Below are 16,341 nucleotides of genomic sequence, written 5' to 3'. Positions count from 1 at the left end.
CTTTAATACATTCATGTCCGACTCGCCACGCCGCTCCACCGCGCTGGCGTACAGCCTCCTGGCACCCAGTTTGTTCGGCGTGGTCGCCTTCCTGTTGTTGCCGATCCTGGTCGTGGTCTGGCTCAGCCTGTACCGCTGGGACCTGCTCGGTCCGCTGCACTACGTCGGCCTGGCGAATTGGCGTTCGGTACTGCACGACGGCGACTTCGGCGACTCCCTGGTGGTCACCGCCATCTTCGTGGCGCTCGTCGTCCCGGCGCAGACGGCGCTGGGACTGCTGGCCGCGTTGCTGTTGGCCCCCCGAGTCCGGGGTAGCGCGATTTTCCGCACGCTCTACGTGCTGCCATGGATCTGCGCACCGCTGGCGATCGCGGTGTTGTGGCGCTGGATCTTGGCCCCCACCGACGGCGCGATCAGCACGCTGCTGGGACGTCGGATCGAGTGGCTGACCAACCCTGACCTTGCGCTGCCGGTGGTGTCGTCGGTGGTCATCTGGACCAACGTCGGATACGTCTCGCTGTCGTTTCTGGCCGGTCTGCTGGCCATCCCGGAGGACGTCCACAACGCCGCACGCACCGACGGCGCCAGTACCTGGCAACGGTTCTGGCGGATCACCCTGCCGATGCTGCGGCCCACCACGTTCTTCGTCCTGGTCACCGGGATCGTGAGCACAGCGCAGGTTTTCGACACCGTCTACGCGCTCACCGGCGGCGGCCCGGAGGGCAGCACCGACCTGGTCGCTCACCAGATCTATGCCGAGGCGTTCGGCGCCGCGGCCATCGGGCGCGCCGCGGTCATGGCGGTGGTGTTGTTCGTCATCCTGGTGGGGGTCACCTTCGTTCAGCACTTGTACTTCCGGAAACGGATCAGCTATGACCTCGTCTAACCGCGTCTCGCACCCGGTCTCGCGGCGGCTGATCTATACCGGCCTGGTGGCCGGTGCTCTGATCACGTTGGCGCCGTTTGCGCTTGGCTTGCTGACCTCGTTCACTTCCGAGCATCAGTTCGAAACCGGTTCCCCGCTGCAACTGCCGCGCCCGCCCACGTTGGTCAACTACACCGATTTGGTCGGCACCGGTTTCGGCCGCGCGGCCGCCGTGACCGCATTGATGACGTCAGTGATTTTGCTCGGCCAGATGACGTTTTCGGTGCTGGCCGGGTATGCGTTCGCGCGACTGCACTTTCCCGGTCGTGACGCGCTGTTCTGGGTTTACGTGGCGACACTGATGGTGCCAGGCACGGTCACGGTGGTGCCGCTCTATCTGATGATGGCCCAAATGGGCCTGCGCAACACGTTCTGGGCGTTGGTGATTCCGTTCATGTTCGGGTCGCCTTACGCGATCTTCCTGCTGCGCGAGCATTTTCGGCTCATCCCGGACGACTTGATCAACGCCGCACACCTCGACGGCGCCAACACCCTCGACGTGTTGGTGCACGTGATCCTGCCGTCCAGCAAGCCGGTGCTGGCGGCCTTGACGATGATCACCGTCGTCTCGCAGTGGAACAACTTCATGTGGCCGTTGGTGATCACCAGTGGCCGCAAGTGGCGGGTGCTGACGGTGGCCACGGCAGACCTGCAATCCCGCTACAACTCCCAGTGGACGCTGGTGATGGCGGCGACGACGGTCGCGATCGTGCCGTTGATCGTGTTGTTCGTCGCCTTTCAGCGCCACATCGTGTCGTCGATCCTGGTCTCGGGGCTCAAGTGAGCCGGCCCCGCTTCTCGACGCTGTTTGCCATCGCCCTGACGCTGGTCGCGACGCTGCTGATCACGACGGCAATCCTGATGGGTGGCTCCGGGGACAACGGCAAGATCGTGGTGACGGTGCGACTGTGGGCCGAACCCATTGCGCTCGCTTATAAACAGTCGTTCGAGGAATTCAGCCGCATTCATCCCGACATCGAGGTGCGCACCAACATGGTCGCGTTCTCGACCTACTTCGATACGTTGCGCACCGACGTCGCCGGCGGCAGCGCCGATGACATCTTCTGGTTGTCCAACGCCTACATGGACGCCTACGCCGACAGTGGCCGACTGATGCGCATCGATGCCTCAAATACGGACTGGGAACCCGCGGTCGTCGACCAGTTCACCCACAACGGCGCACTGTGGGCGGTGCCGCAACTGACAGATGCCGGAATCGCGCTGTTCTACAACGCCGATCTGCTGGCCGCGGCAGGCGTCGACCCTAGCTTGCTCAATACCCTCAAGTGGAGTCCCGGCGCCGATGACACGCTGCGATCCCTGTTGAACCGACTCACCATCGACGTCGACGGGCATCTGGCGGGCACAACGGCTTTCGAGCCACGGCGGGTCCGTCAATGGGGATACAACGCGGCCAACGACCCGCAAGCCATCTACCTCAACTACATCGGCTCGGCAGGCGGGGTATTCCAGCGTGACAACGAGTTCGCGTTCGACAACCCTGAGTCGCTGACAGCATTCCGCTATCTCGTGCGCCTGATCAATGACGACCACGTCTCGCCACCGGCCTCCGACACCAACGACAACGGCGACTTCTCTCGCAACCAGTTCCTGGCCGGCAAGATGGCGCTCTTCCAGTCCGGCACTTACAGCCTGGCCTCGATATTGCGCGACGCGACCTTCCACTGGGGTGTGACGATGATGCCAATGGGCCCCAAAGGCCGGATCAGCGTCACCAACGGCATTGCTGCGGCCGGCAATTCGGCTACCAAGCATCCGGAAGCGGTGCGTGAGGTGCTGGCCTGGATGGGCTCTACCCAGGGCAACACCTACTTGGGCAGCCAGGGCGCCGCCATCCCCGCGGTGTTGTCGGCCCAGCCGGTCTACTTCAACTACTGGAAAGCCAAAGGTGTGGACGTCACACCGTTCTTCGCGGTGTTGGACGGTCCGCGCATACCGGCCCCCGGTGGCGCCGGTTTCGCCGCCGGTAACGACGCATTGCAGCCGTATTTCGACGAATTGTTCCTGGGTCGAGGCGATATCGCCGGGACGCTGAAGCAAGCGCAAGAAGCGGCGAACGCCGCCGCGCGTCGCTAACCGGCGCTAACCGGCGCTAACCGGCACCGCCCGCCACTGCCCCTGCCCCTACCGCCGACCGTCACGCTGGCGTGACTCTCGGCGTCGAACGTCACGCTGGCGTGACCCCAGCAAGCGGGCGACGGGGAGCCCCGCGTCTGACACGATGGCCAAGTGGCCACACCGACCCTGCACCAGCTGAGAACACCGCGAGCAGCGGCCCTGGCAGGGGTTCTGTCGGCCATTCTTTTCGCGGCGGTGCTGATCCTGATCCGCGTCAAAATGCCTGAGGGAGCCGGCGATCCGACGCAATGGCTGAACTCCGAACGAGATGGCATCCGTACCGCGACCAAGCTGATGCCCTTCGCCGGCATCACCTTCTTGTGGTTCATCGGGGTAGTGCGGGACGGGTTCGGCCGCTTAGAAGATCGTTTCTTCGCAACGGTGTTTCTGGGCAGCGGTCTGCTGTTCCTAGCGATCATGTTCGTCTCGACCTCGGTCGCGGCGGCGCTGGTGGCCACCAACACAGACGTCACCGACCCCGCAGCTCATGCCGAGGTGATCACCTTCGGCAAGCTGCTCGTCGTAGCGGCCGCCAAGACCTACGCCGTTCGGATGGCGGCGGTGTTCATGATGTCGCTCGCGACCATCTGGCTCAAGACCGGATTAATGCCGCGTTGGCTAGTTGGCAGCAGCTATCTGATTGCGCTGGCGCTGTTGATCGGCAGCGACGTCAGCATGTGGCTGACGCTGGCATTTCCCATCTGGATGCTGGCCGTCAGCGGCCTGCTGCTGTTCCGCGCTGAGTTCGTCGACCGCACGAGTCGGGACTAAAAGCGTGGCCTCGCTTTCCGACTCGCTGTGGCGCCGCAATCAGGAACTGGCGGCGGCGGCGCTGCAACACCCATTCGTCCAAGGCATCGCATCGGGAGAGCTGCCTCGAGCGACATTCGCCTACTACGTCGGACAGGACGCCGCCTTCCTCGACGCGTACTGCCGCGCCTACGCCCTGGCTCTGGCGAAAAGCCCGGACCGCGACGGGCTGATGGTGTTCAAAGAGCTTCTCGACGCCACCATCGACGAACTCCGCCTGCACCAGAGCTACGCCGCCCGCTGGGATGTCGACCTTCACCCAGAGCCGGACCCCGCCACCGCGGCGTACACGAATTTCGTGTTAGCGGTCGCCGCGCTCGAGCCGGTCGGCCACATCGCTGCGGCGATGGCGCCGTGCATGCGGCTCTACGCCCACCTTGGTCAGCAGTTGGCTGCCCAGACCAAGCCGGAGAATCCCTACCTCGAGTGGGTGATGGCCTACTCCAGCCCCGAATTCGACGCGCTGGCAAGACGACTGGAGGGCTTACTCGATCGTCACGGTGGTGATCAGGACCGCTTGTCCGGCCTTTACCGGCGAGCGATGGAACTCGAACTACAGTTCTTTGACGCCGCTATTGCAGCACCATCACCGGCACCGGACTGTGCCTGACGATCTTCTCGCTGCGCGCCCCGAGGAAGACCCGACGGAAGTCGCCGCGCGTTGAGGCGCCCACCGCTAAGATCTCGCCGTCGATCCAGTCCGCCTTGTGGAGCACTTCCACCCAGCTGTGGCCGGTAACAACTTGCAGCGCAACATCTTCGCTGACAATGCCGTCAACCCTGAGCGCTTCCAGGATCTCTCGCGCCTGCACCGCCCAGGCCTCGAGGATCGTGTCCTCGGCGTCGAGTCCCACGTCGGGCGGGTACATGGTCCGGCCTCGAACGGCGAAGCTCGTCACCCGCAGCGGTATCTCCAAACGCTCGGCGTACTCGACGCAGCGGCGCACCACATCCACCGACTGCGGGGTAGCGGAGTACGCACAGCTGAGTCGCGTCAATCTACCGGTGTGCGAATGGTATCCGGGGGCGCTGATCGCCAACGGAACCGGCGAGGAATGCCGCAGCCAGTTGGCGGTGGTACCGACCACCATCTGTGTGCGACCACCGCTGGGTAACGACCCGACCACCAGAATCTCACCGTCGACCTCTTGGACCACTTCGATCAGCCCACCCGGCACCGAGCGATGCCCGAGTTGTCGGTAATTCACCTCGAGCCCCTCGACCAGCGGGGTGAGATATCGCTCGGCCTCGTTGGCGGAGTTCTCCGCCAAATGTTCTGCCCAGTGCTCGAATTCGGCATCGACACGCGCCAGCGACGGGGTCGGCCAGACATCGGGCACAATGGTCGCCACCGTCAGCGACGTCTTGAGTGTCCGCGCCAGACTGGTGGCCAGGTACAGCCCCGACAACCCGACTTTGTCGGCGCGGTATCCGACGACAACGGTCACGTCGCTTCCTCGTTGAGCGCACTGTGGTGCCGTCCCCACGCCAGGTAGTAGACCAGCGCGACCGCGACCCAACCGCTGAACGCCAGCCAGGTGTACCAGTGCAGGCTGATCAGGATGTACCCGCAGGCCAGCACCGAAAGTATCGGTGTCACGGGGTAACCCGGCACCCGGAAGGCACGCTCCAGCTGGGGCTGGCGCACCCGCAAGATAATCACCCCGACCGATACCACGATGAAAGCGGTCAACGTGCCGATGGACACCATGTCAGCGAGCTTGTCCAGTGGCACCAAGGCGGCGAGCAACGACGCGGCTATCGCGACGATCACCGTGTTGTTGACCGGGGTCATGGTGCGCGGGTTGACTTTTGCGAATCGCGCGGGCAGCAATCCGTCGCGGCCCATCGCGAACAGGATGCGGGTCATGCCGTACAGGGTGACCAGCGTGACGGTGAAGATCGAGATCACCGCTCCCGCAGCCAGAACCGTGCCGGCCCAGGTGCCGCGGGTGACGTTGTCGAGGATGGTGGCAAGCCCGGCGTTCTCCTGGGCGCCGAAGTCACGCCAGGACTGCGTGCCCAGCGCCGCGAGCGCAACCAGCAGGTACACGCCGGTGACCACCACCAACGCGGAGATCAACGCGCGCGGCATGGTCTTCTGCGGATCCTTCACCTCGTCGCCGGCGGTGGAGACAGCGTCGAGGCCGATGTAGGAGAAGAAGATCGTTCCCGCCGCGGAGCCGATGCCGGAGACGCCGAACGGCGCAAAGTCTTTGAGATTGTTGTCGTCGAATGCGGTGAATGCGATGACCACGAACATGGCAAGCACGCCGAGCTTGATCAGCACCATGACGGTGTTGACCTTCGCCGATTCACTGGCGCCGCGAATCAGCAACAGCGCACACATGGCGATCAGTAAGACCGCCGGCAGGTTCACCCAACCGTGTGCGACACCCTCCGGGGTCGGGTCCCAGGGTGCCGCCGACAGTGCATGCGGAACTTCGACTCCGAACAGGTTGTGCAGCAATTTGTTGAGGTAGCCACTCCATCCCACCGCGACCGCCGCAGTGGCAACGCCGTACTCGAGCAATAGGCAGGCGGCGACCACTATTGCGACCGCCTCGCCGAGCGTGGTGTACGCGTACGAGTACGACGAACCTGAAACCGGCACCGCTGAAGCCAATTCGGCGTAGCAGATGGCCGCCAGTCCCGCCGCGACGCCGGCGATGAGGAAGGAGACGATCACGCCGGGCCCGGCCTCGGGCACCGCCTGCGACAGCACGAAGAAGATCCCGGTGCCGATGGTCGACCCGACCCCGAACAGGGTCAGCTGGAAGGTGCCGAAACTGCGCTTCAGCCCGGAGTCGGCACCGGCTGCGACGGGAGCGCCGCCCACCGGGCGGAGACGCAGCATCTGCGTTTTCAGGCTGATCGGATTGGCCGGCACTGCGTCTCCCGTCGCTGAATCAGCTAATTATGTGCCTCCCGCAGCACGGTTGCGAACTGACCCACCACCCAGTCGATCTCCGTCGCGGTGATCACCAACGGCGGGGCGAACCGCAACGTCCAGTCATGGGTGTCCTTCACCAGCACACCGCGCTCAGCCAGTCGCAGGCTGATCTGCTTGCCGGTCCCCAGAGACGGGTCGACATCGACTCCGGCCCAGAGCCCGAACCCGCGCACCGCGACCACGCCCTCGCCGATCAACGCCCGCAACCCGGCATGCAGCCGCGCACCCAGTTCAGCCGAACGGGCTTGGAATTCGCCGCCGGCCAACATGTCCACCACCGTGGTGCCGATCGCGGCGGCCAACGGATTGCCGCCGAATGTGGAGCCGTGTTCGCCGGGGTGCAGCACACCCAGAATGTCGCGATCGGCGACGACCGCCGACAGCGGAACCACTCCGCCGCCGAGCGCCTTGCCAAGCAGGTAGATGTCGGGCACCACGCCCCAGCGGTCGCAGGCGAACGTGTGGCCGGTGCGGGCCAGACCCGATTGGATTTCGTCGGCGATCATCAGCACGTTGTGTTCCCTGCACAAGGCGCGCACGGCCGGCAGATAGTCGTCCGGCGGAACGATGATGCCCGCCTCACCCTGGATCGGTTCGAGCAGCACCGCGACCGTGTCGTCGTCGATTGCCCGAGCCAGCGCCGCGGCGTCACCGAAGGGCACCGAGCGGAACCCCGGCGTGAACGGGCCGAAGCCGCTACGCGCTGTCGGGTCGGAGGAGAAGCTGACGATGCTGATCGTGCGGCCGTGAAAATTGTTGTCCGCCACGATGATATTGGCCCGGCCCGCGGCGACGCCCTTGACGTCGGCACCCCACTTGCGGGCCACCTTGAGACCGCTTTCGACGGCCTCGGCCCCCGAATTCATCGGCAATACCATGTCTTTGCCGCACAACTCGGCCAGTGCTGCACAAAAGGGCCCGAGGCGGTCGGAGTGAAAAGCACGACTCACCAATGTGACGGCGTCGAGTTGAGCGTGTGCGGTCGCAGTGATGGCGGGGTGGCGATGACCGAAATTGACCGCAGAGTAGGCAGCCAGGCAGTCCAGGTAGCGCCTACCATCGACGTCGGTGATCCAGGCGCCTTCCGCACTGGCCGCGACTACCGGTAGTGGCGAATAGTTATGCGCTGCATGCTTTTCCACCAGCGAGATGGCCGATTCGGTGATGTCTGCCAGAACCGTCATGAGTGCACCTCCAATGTGCAGCACTTCACCGAGCCGCCGCCCTTGAGCAGCTCGGACAGGTCGACGCCGATGGGTTCGAAGCCGGCAGCCCGCAATTGGTCCGCGAAACCCGTTGCGGCACTGGGATGCACCACATGCCGACCATCGGAAACGGCATTGAGCCCGAACGCGTATGCGTCGGCGGTGCCGACGATGATCGCGTCGGCGAACAACGCGCGCAGCTGCGTCTGCGCTGCTTCGCTGAATGCCGGGGGGTAATAGGCGATGGTGTGCTCGTCGAGCACGGCCAGCGCGGTATCGAGGTGATAGAAACGCGGGTCCACCAACTCGAGGGAGACCACCGGCATCCGCAACGCCGCGGCGATCTCCGCGTGTGCGCGGGGGTCGGTGCGAAACCCGTAGCCCGCCAACACCATATCGCCGACCATCAACAGATCGCCTTGTCCCTCATTGATGTACCGGGTAGACACCGGCCGATAGCCGATTGACGTCATCCACTGGGCGTAAGCCTTGGATTCGTCGGCGCGTTCGGCAAAGCGGAATTTGGCGACGACCGCGATGTCATGGGCGACGAACCCGCCGTTGGCGGCGTAAACCATGTCCGGCAGGCCCGGCACCGGCTCGACCAGATCCACCCGGTGGCCCAGTCGCAGGTAGGTGTCCCGTAGTACCTCCCACTGCGCGACTGCCAGGTGAACGTCGACCGGCGTCGTGGTGTCCATCCACGGGTTGATGGCGTATTCGACGTTGAAGAAAGCCGGCTGGGTCATCGCGTAGTGCCGCGCGGTGGGGGTTCGCGGCGGCTTGGCCTCGTGCCACGCCTCAAACGCTGAACCAGCCGCAGGACCCGTATCGACATAGTAGTCCGTCATAAATCCACAGTATTAGCCCTACTAGACACAAGCAAACGACGATTATTGCGTAGTTACTGTTGATATATTGTCTTGCAGCCGTAGAAGTAGTGATTTATTGCGCGGACGATGATGGAGCAACGATGGACCGCCTGGATGACACCGACGAACTCATCCTCGTCGAGCTGGCCGAGCACGCCCGGGCCACGTTCGCCGAGATCGGCCAGAAGGTGAATTTGTCCGCACCGGCGGTGAAGCGTCGCGTCGATCGAATGCTGGACAACGGCGTGATCAAGGGCTTCACCACCGTCGTCGACCGCAACGCGCTCGGCTGGAACACCGAAGCCTTCGTGCAGGTCTTCTGCCACGGCAGAATTGCGCCCGATCAGCTGCGAGAGGCGTGGGTGGATATCCCCGAGGTGGTCAGCGCGGCGACGGTGACCGGCACCTCCGACGCGATCCTGCGTGTATTGGCCCGCGATATGCGCCACTTGGAGGCCGCACTCGAGCGCATCCGGTCCAGCGCCGACATCGAGCGCACCGAGAGCATCGTGGTGCTGTCCAACCTGATCGACCGGATGCGGCAGTGAATCCTTAAGCGGCTGTGAGGATCGTTTGAATAGCGATTCCCGCCCCGCAGGCCACGGCTGTGATGGCCAGTGTCACCCAGTCCTTCATCTTGGGGTGCCGCGGGTTGGCGGATAGCTGGCCCAGACCGCCACGCGCGGTGATCGCATCACCCATCTCGTCGGCACGCCGCAGCGTTACGGTGATGGCGGCGGCGAGCAGGTCGATGACCTCAGATCTGCGTTGCTGGCGTTTTTCCTTGCGGCTGTGGGTTTTTGGCTTCGGGCGCAACCTCCGTGCCGCGTAGAGCACCTGGAATTCGTCGATCAGCATCGGGAAGGCGCGCAACGCGAGCGCCAACGCCACCGCCCACTCATCGATCGGCAACCGCAGCAGGCGCAACGGGCGGCCCAAAGTGGCTACCGCAGGGCCGATTTCGGCAACATTTGTGGTGTAAGACACCAGCCCGCCCAGCGCGATTAGCACCAGCGTCAGCGTCGTGATCCGTAGGAAGTTCAGGATGCCGCCGAGCCCAAGCTCGACGCTGCTGACCACAACTATCGGCTTGCCGCCGGCCAGCGCCGCGGTGGAAGCACCGAGCACCAGGACGATCCACAACCAACGAGGTATCGACGGCAGCGCCCCGCGCGGAATGTGCGCGAACCGAATCGCCGCGACCACCAGGGCGGCCATGAATCCGATCGTCACCCAACCCGGATAGAACGCCAGCAACGCCGAAATGGCGAAAACCACGAGCAGCTTGGTGCCTGCCCACAAGTCGTGGATGGGCGAGCCGCCCGGTATGGGTACCAGCAGCACCACCGGGCGACCGGGCTTGCGGTTCTCCTGCCGTCCAGGAGCCGAACTCACCGAAGTCACACTCACGACACCGCCCCCGTTCCCCGCGGCGCGGACTCCGACGCCGATTCCAGCGAACCGTCACGCAGATACAGGGTGCGCGTGCACAGGTTGTCCATCCCGCCGAAGTCATGGGAAATCACCACTACTGTCAGCCCCGTCTCCCGGCGCAGATCCTCGAGCAGTCGCACCAACCCGAATTGGCTGGCCGCATCCAAGCCGGCCAGCGGTTCATCCAGGATCAACGCCTTGGGTGAGCACGCCAGCAGCCCGGCCAGCACCACGCGACGCATCTGACCCCCGCTGAGCTGGTCGATACTGCGCTTCGCCAGCGCCGGGTCCAGGCCGACGACACCGAGCGCGGCCGCCACCCGATCCTCGTCCTTGTGCGAGAAACCCGCCGCCGAGGCGACTTCCAAATCGACACGACTGCGCATCAGCTGCAGCCGGGCCGCCTGGAACGACAACGCCACCGCGCCGACCTGCTCGTGCGTGGGCCGGCCGTCCAGCAGGCACTCACCACTGGTGGGCGTCGTCAGGCCGGCCATGATCCATGCCAGCGTCGATTTACCCGATCCGTTGCCGCCGTGAATCAGTACGCCGTCACCTTGTTCCACCACGAAGTTGATGTCGCGCAGTGAGGTCTTGGCCCATGGGGTCCCGACGCCGTACTCATGTCCGACGCCGATGAGTTCGAGCGCGGGCGCCTGCCGGGCTTCACCGACTACGGCCGTCGGCTCCGGCGAATCCTGGACCATAACGGTGTTGTCGGGCGACTCGCTGAGATTGATCGTGCGGTCCGCGGACTCGGCCTCGTTGTTGTAGTGCGTGATGTGTACCAGTGCCGTCCGGTGCCGCTTGGTTAAACCGGACAGCACGCCCAGCAACGTTTCCCGGCCCTGCTGGTCAACCATCGTGGTGACCTCATCGGCGATAAGCATCGCGGGCTCGCGGGCCAGCGCTGCAGCTAAAGCCAGCCGCTGCAACTCGCCGCCGGACAGACCACCGGTGTCACGTTCGGCAAAATCCTCGAGCCCGACCTCGCGCAGCAAATTATCGACATCAGTCTTGGTGCCCGGTGGCAGGCCCCAGACGACGTCGTCGGCGACGCGGGTTCCGAGCACCTGGCTCTCCGGGTGCTGCAGGACCACGGCGGTGCCACCCAGCTTGCCCAAGCCCACCGCCCCGGGCCGCGTCACGGTGCCCGACGTCGCCTCGCGGCCGGCCAGGATCAGCATCAACGTGGTTTTCCCGGAGCCGTTGGCACCGGTGATCGCCACATGTTCGCCCTCGCCGATTTCCAAGGTGATCTCGCGCAGCGCGTCCTGGCCGGCGCCGGGATAACGGAACCGGACGTCGTCCAAACGCACCGGAACGGGCCCGACGGCGGCACCCGCGACGTCACAGGCGGGCGGGTCCAGTTTGTGCACGTCGGGAACTCCGCGCATCCGCTCCAGTAGCCGTGACAACGCCCACCAGCCGACCAGCGACATGAAAACGACCCCGATGGTCACAATGCCCAGCAACACCAGGTGCCAGTAGCGCAGCGAAAAGGCATACATGAACTTCAACCACGCGCCGGCGCCCGCCAGATGGACCCGGCTCAGGAACGATGAGAGCCCCTCGACGTTCGCGGTGATCGCATCACGCATCAAGTGCCGCAACCGCGTCAACGCCATCAATGCACCGACGTTTGCTGCGGCGAACACCACGCCGGCGATCAGCGACGTGACTACCACTGTGGGAGTGCCCCGGCCCCTGCGCTTGACGATGCCGGTCAGCCCGCCGATGTAGGCGCTTTGGATGACTCCCATGAAGCCGCCCATTCCGCTGATCAGGAAGGCAATGATGCCGGCCGCGATCGTCGCGGTGACCAGCACACGCAATCTGTAGCGGTAGGCCAGTAGCCCGGTCGGTACCGTTCCCAGCAGGGCGATCCCCGCCGCGAACGGCACAACGACCGAGATGATGGCCGTCACCGCGCAAAGTGCCGCCATGACCGACGCCTGGGCCAATTCAGTCGGCCGCAGCGGCCCACCACGAGACTCACCACGAGGTTGGCGAGGGGGCGGACCGATTTCGCTCACTCGTCAGATTGTGCCAGGCCCGGAGCCCACACTGGTCACACACAGTTCCACAGCGCTACCGGTGGCGCAGAAACTGGTGCATCTCGCATAGTGAAGCTATGCAAAAATAGTCATATGACTACAACCGCCACAGTAAATGACGCAGAGGTCGCGCACGGGCTCGGAGCGGACCTTCTCGCGGTGGTCGCCCGGCTGAATCGGTTAGCAACGCAGCGGATCCAAATGCCGCTGCCCTCGGCGCAGGCCCGACTGCTGGCCACGATCGAAGCCCAGGGCGAAGCGCGCATCGGCGACCTGGCCGCTGTCGACCACTGCTCACAACCGACGATGACCACTCAGGTACGCCGTCTCGAGGATGCCGGCCTGGTGTCGCGAACCGTCGACCCCGGCGACGCCCGGGCGGTCCGCATTCGCATTACCCCGGAAGGTCTGCAAACCCTCAACGCGGTGCGCAAGGACCGCGCCGCCGCCATCGAACCGCAATTGTCACGACTCGAGCCGTCCGACCGTGCCGTACTGGCGGAGGCGGTCGATGTACTGCGTCGCCTGCTGCAGAATGCGGCCACCGCGCCGGGACGCAACACCCTGTAGTCCCGGCTCGGTACGAAACCCTTGCCGACCCTGGTAGGTGGATAGACCGCGTCAGCGGGTGGACACTTGAGTCAATATCCAGCTGAATCGGTGATGAAAGGTGACGGCCATAACTGAAGCCTCGCCGCTGACCGTATGGGTCGGGTCGCTGCGGTACGTGTTTGCGCCCGGCCGCGACGTGATCGTGGGTCACGGGGATCATTGCGACATCCGACTGGACCGCCCGGGTCTCGTCGGCTCCGAGGTGACGTCGCAGTCCGTCCCCGACCTGGTGCTCCGGTTCGCAGGTACCCGTTGGCTCGCCGTCGACCGGAGCCATCACGGCATCTTCTTACAAGGCGCCCGGATGACGACGATCGACATCCAGAGCGGGCAGACCATCGCGGTCGGTGATCCTGAGCGCGGAGTCCGGCTGACCTTCGAGCTCAGCGCACCCGATGATGCGCCGGCGCCCAGCACTGATCCGCTGGGCGTCAACAAGCCGCCGGCGCAGCCCGGCCGGGCATCCAATGGAGAGCCACCCACCGCGCGCATCGTCGCTCAACCTGCAGAACCGCCGACCGCACGCCTCACCGCCCAGCCGGCGGACCCGCAAACCACACGCATCATGGCTGTGCCCGAGTCGGCGCGCAGCGACCCGGAACCGCCAACCGCACGCTTGACGGCTCAACCGGCAGAACCGCCGACCGCGCGCCTCACCGCGCAGCCGGCAGAACCGCAGACCACCCGCATCATGGCGCTACCCGACGCGGCACGCATCAGCCCAGAACCGCCGACCGCACGCATCACCGCGGCCCCACCTCCCCCGCCGCAACCTTCGGCACCCCAAGAACACTCCCCGTTAGAGCGCCCCACCCGGCCATTCCGAAACCCCGCAACCGCAGACTCGGGCGCGCAGCACCCGACTGCCGACGGCGTGCCGGACAAGGGCCGCGGGTTGGTCGAGCGGGTCGCAGAGGCCACCCGGAAATTGCTACCCAGTCGCACTGACTCCGGAACGGACGCAGACGCACCACAAACCACCGGCCGGTTGCCGCTGCAGCCCGGCGCGCGCACCATTGGAGTGGCCGGCTACGAACTCGGGCTCACCGCTGACGGCAAAGAGCTGTTGTCGAATGTGACATTCACCACCAGCCCGGGCTCGTTGATCGCGGTGGTCGGCCCGTCTTCGACCCGCAATTTCGCGTTGACTGGCTTGCTCGCCGGAACCCGAACGCCGAGCTCCGGCATCCTGACCGTTGACGGCCACGACGTCTACGCCGAGCCGGAGGCAATGCGATTCCGCATCGGCGTGGTTGCGCGCGACAACCGGGTGCACCCGAGCCTGACCGTGGAGCGAGCGCTGGAATATGCGGCCGAACTGCGGCTGCCGCCGCGCACCTCCGCGGAAGATCGCGCCCGGGTCATCCGCCAAGTGCTCGACGAACTCGAGCTGACACCGCACCGCACCACCCGGGTCGCCAAATTGCCGCCCGAAGCGCTCAGGTGCGCGGCGATGGCCGTCGAACTGCTGACCAGGCCGTCGCTGCTGATCGTCGACGAGCCGGGCGCCGGGTTGGATCCGGCCCAGCAGAATCACGTCATGGCGTTGCTACGCCGCCAGGCCGATCTCGGCTGCGTCGTCGTCGTGGCAGGCACGTCGCCGGCCTACCTGAACATGTGCGACCAGGTGCTGCTGCTGACCCCGGCCGGCACCCTGGCCTTCGCGGGACCGCCGTCACATATTGACTCGGCGATGGGCACCACGGACTGGTTGGAGATCTTGGCGCGGATCAACGCCGATCCGCACGGCGCGCATCGCGCATTCCTGATTCGGCAGCAGGCTTCGGTTTCGCCGACATCGCCGTCGGTTAACCGGCCCGAGCGACTTCCGCCGGTGGCCACCTTCGGTGAGCAGTTCCGACTGACAGCCCGCCGCCAAATTCGCTTGTTGTTGTCCAGCCCCGTCTATGCCCTTGTCTTGCTGCTGCTGCCGTTCGCCTTGGGCTTGTTGACGCTGTTGATTCCCGGCAACTCCGGTCTGGACCGAGCGGGCCCGTCGTCGACCAACACTCACGAAGCCATCGAGATCCTGGCCGCGCTCAATTTCGCTGCGGTGCTGATGGGCACGGCGGCCACCATCCGCGAGTTGGTCGCCGAGCGGCGCATCTTCCGGCGCGAGCAGCAGGGCGGGCTGTCCACTTCGGCTTACCTCGTCGCAAAGTTCGCCGTATTCGGCGTCATCGTTGCCACACAGGCGGCGATCCTGACCACCATCGTCATCGTCGGAAAGGGTGGGCCCAAGCAGGGCGGGGCGTTGCTGGGCAACGCAGACGTCGAGATCTACGTGAGTGTGGCCGCGACGGCCATCGTGTCAGCGATCGTGGGGCTGGCACTGTCGTCGGTCGGGAAGTCGATGCGCGAAGTCCTGCCGCTGGCGATCCCGGCGGTGCTGGCGTCGCTGTTGTTCGCGGGCGGGCTGGTCTCGCTCGTGGGTACCTGGGGCTACGACCAGGTCTCGTGGTTCGTCCCAGCCCAGTGGGGTTTCGCCGCCATGGCCTCGACCGTGAACCTGCGCCGTGCCGACAGGCTGGCCGAGCAGGACCTGCTCTGGACGCACTACTCGGGCTGGTGGTTGTTCGACATGATCGTTCTGGTGGTCTTCGGCCTGCTGTGGGCCGGATTTGTCCGCTACCGATTGCGGCCACCGAGTGCCGAGAGCGCGGCGCTACAGTCCGACAAAGCAATTCGAGCCACCTAGCAGCGCGGTGCGCGCTCAGATGTACCGCCGGACCCGACTGCAGTACTCCTCAAACTCCCGGCCGTAGTGCTGCCGCATGAATTCCTCTTCGCGCAGCACCTGTCGGTGGAACAGCCAGGCGCCCGCGAGCAGATATACCAGCGGAACCCAGTTGGGGAAAACCAACAATTGGCCGAGTAGGAACAGGAAGAAACCGACGTAGATCGGATTGCGGCTGATCCCGAAGACCCCGGTTGTGACCAGCCCTCCGGGCTTGTCGACATCGATGCCCACACGGAAGCTCTTGCCGAACGACACCAGGCTGAGTAACAACACCAGCACGCCGACTCCGCACAGGCCAACGCCGATCCAGCCGACAACAGTGGATCGGAACAGCACCTGCGTGCTGATCACCGGCCCACCGAACGCGACCGCGAAAATCGTATAGAAATAGAACAGGGCCACCGGTGGGATCGCGAAGTCGGTGTTGTCGAGTTTCCCGAAATGCATTGCCTGGGTGCCGGTTCGCCGCAGCAGTGCCACCCGGGTAAGCACAGTGCCAAACAGCAGGACCACCATGAGTGCTGCCAGATAGTGCGTCATAACAGTTCTCTCCGTCGCCGTCCGAACCTAACGATTACACGACACGTCAAGGTC

General features: G+C 65.0%; 15 protein-coding genes. 8 read left to right on the top strand and 7 right to left on the bottom strand.

Annotated elements, in window-relative coordinates; translation table 11 throughout:
* Positions 1 to 13: 13 nt before the first annotated feature.
* The 5 genes from ACZY1I_RS15975 (at position 14) to ACZY1I_RS15955 (ending at position 4,484) form a co-directional block, all read left to right on the top strand.
* Positions 14 to 886 carry a carbohydrate ABC transporter permease gene (locus tag ACZY1I_RS15975; RefSeq protein WP_463755413.1) on the top strand — a complete coding sequence of 291 codons (873 nt, stop codon included), beginning with the start codon at positions 14 to 16 and terminating at the stop codon, positions 884 to 886.
* Positions 873 to 1,709: a carbohydrate ABC transporter permease gene (locus ACZY1I_RS15970; protein WP_463755412.1), complete on the top strand. Its 837-nt coding sequence runs from the start codon at positions 873 to 875 to the stop codon at positions 1,707 to 1,709. Before ACZY1I_RS15975 ends, ACZY1I_RS15970 begins: the two co-directional genes overlap by 14 nt.
* Complete coding sequence (locus tag ACZY1I_RS15965; RefSeq protein WP_463755411.1) at positions 1,706 to 3,022, top strand: ABC transporter substrate-binding protein; 1,317 nt, start codon at positions 1,706 to 1,708, stop codon at positions 3,020 to 3,022. The genes ACZY1I_RS15970 and ACZY1I_RS15965 overlap by 4 nt, the downstream gene beginning before the upstream one ends.
* A 153-nt stretch (positions 3,023 to 3,175) precedes the next feature.
* Positions 3,176 to 3,835, top strand: coding sequence for a hypothetical protein (locus ACZY1I_RS15960; RefSeq protein ID WP_463755410.1), 660 nt, complete (start codon positions 3,176 to 3,178; stop codon positions 3,833 to 3,835).
* A gap of 4 nt (positions 3,836 to 3,839) precedes the next feature.
* A complete protein-coding gene (locus tag ACZY1I_RS15955) occupies positions 3,840 to 4,484 on the top strand; it encodes a TenA family protein (protein WP_463755409.1) in 645 nt (214 codons plus the stop codon).
* Here the strand turns inward: ACZY1I_RS15955 and ACZY1I_RS15950 are convergent.
* The 4 genes from ACZY1I_RS15950 to ddaH are packed head-to-tail and all read right to left on the bottom strand — an operon-like array spanning position 4,447 to position 8,883.
* Positions 4,447 to 5,322 carry a universal stress protein gene (locus ACZY1I_RS15950; protein WP_463755408.1) on the bottom strand — a complete coding sequence of 292 codons (876 nt, stop codon included), beginning with the start codon at positions 5,320 to 5,322 and terminating at the stop codon, positions 4,447 to 4,449. The two genes, ACZY1I_RS15955 and ACZY1I_RS15950, sit on opposite strands and share 38 nt — an antisense overlap.
* Complete coding sequence (locus tag ACZY1I_RS15945; protein WP_463755742.1) at positions 5,319 to 6,731, bottom strand: amino acid permease; 1,413 nt, start codon at positions 6,729 to 6,731, stop codon at positions 5,319 to 5,321. The genes ACZY1I_RS15950 and ACZY1I_RS15945 overlap by 4 nt, the downstream gene beginning before the upstream one ends.
* 56 nt (positions 6,732 to 6,787) lie before the next feature.
* The gene (gene rocD / locus ACZY1I_RS15940) at positions 6,788 to 8,011 is read right to left on the bottom strand and encodes an ornithine--oxo-acid transaminase (RefSeq protein ID WP_463755407.1); all 1,224 of its coding nucleotides are present in this window, start codon (positions 8,009 to 8,011) and stop codon (positions 6,788 to 6,790) included.
* On the bottom strand, positions 8,008 to 8,883 hold the full coding sequence (gene ddaH, locus ACZY1I_RS15935; RefSeq protein WP_463755406.1) for a dimethylargininase: 876 nt from the start codon (positions 8,881 to 8,883) through the stop codon (positions 8,008 to 8,010). The genes rocD and ddaH overlap by 4 nt, the downstream gene beginning before the upstream one ends.
* A gap of 122 nt (positions 8,884 to 9,005) precedes the next feature.
* Here ddaH and ACZY1I_RS15930 point away from each other — a divergent pair, with 122 nt between their 5' ends.
* Complete coding sequence (locus ACZY1I_RS15930; protein ID WP_463755405.1) at positions 9,006 to 9,452, top strand: Lrp/AsnC family transcriptional regulator; 447 nt, start codon at positions 9,006 to 9,008, stop codon at positions 9,450 to 9,452.
* Positions 9,453 to 9,456: 4 nt separating this feature from the next.
* On the opposite strand, the gene ACZY1I_RS15925 is transcribed toward ACZY1I_RS15930, so the two are convergent.
* Entirely contained in the window at positions 9,457 to 10,308 is an 852-nt protein-coding gene (locus ACZY1I_RS15925) for a CbiQ family ECF transporter T component (RefSeq protein ID WP_463755741.1), read from the bottom strand.
* Between the two features lie 2 nt (positions 10,309 to 10,310).
* On the bottom strand, positions 10,311 to 12,284 hold the full coding sequence (locus ACZY1I_RS15920) for an ATP-binding cassette domain-containing protein (RefSeq protein WP_463755740.1): 1,974 nt from the start codon (positions 12,282 to 12,284) through the stop codon (positions 10,311 to 10,313).
* A gap of 204 nt (positions 12,285 to 12,488) precedes the next feature.
* On the opposite strand from ACZY1I_RS15920, the gene ACZY1I_RS15915 reads away from it, so the two are divergent.
* Together ACZY1I_RS15915 and ACZY1I_RS15910 are read left to right on the top strand one after the other, a co-directional pair.
* The gene (locus tag ACZY1I_RS15915; RefSeq protein ID WP_463755404.1) at positions 12,489 to 12,965 is read left to right on the top strand and encodes a MarR family winged helix-turn-helix transcriptional regulator; all 477 of its coding nucleotides are present in this window, start codon (positions 12,489 to 12,491) and stop codon (positions 12,963 to 12,965) included.
* 100 nt (positions 12,966 to 13,065) lie between these two features.
* A complete protein-coding gene (locus ACZY1I_RS15910) occupies positions 13,066 to 15,705 on the top strand; it encodes an ABC transporter permease (RefSeq protein WP_463755403.1) in 2,640 nt (879 codons plus the stop codon).
* Between the two features lie 15 nt (positions 15,706 to 15,720).
* On the opposite strand, the gene ACZY1I_RS15905 is transcribed toward ACZY1I_RS15910, so the two are convergent.
* A complete protein-coding gene (locus ACZY1I_RS15905) occupies positions 15,721 to 16,287 on the bottom strand; it encodes a methyltransferase family protein (RefSeq protein WP_463755402.1) in 567 nt (188 codons plus the stop codon).
* Positions 16,288 to 16,341: the final 54 nt, after the last annotated feature.

This window comes from Mycobacterium sp. IDUB_37 (assembly GCF_055419245.1).
Note: the sequence above shows the minus strand (reverse complement) of the source record. Positions and strands in the feature narration are given on the sequence as shown.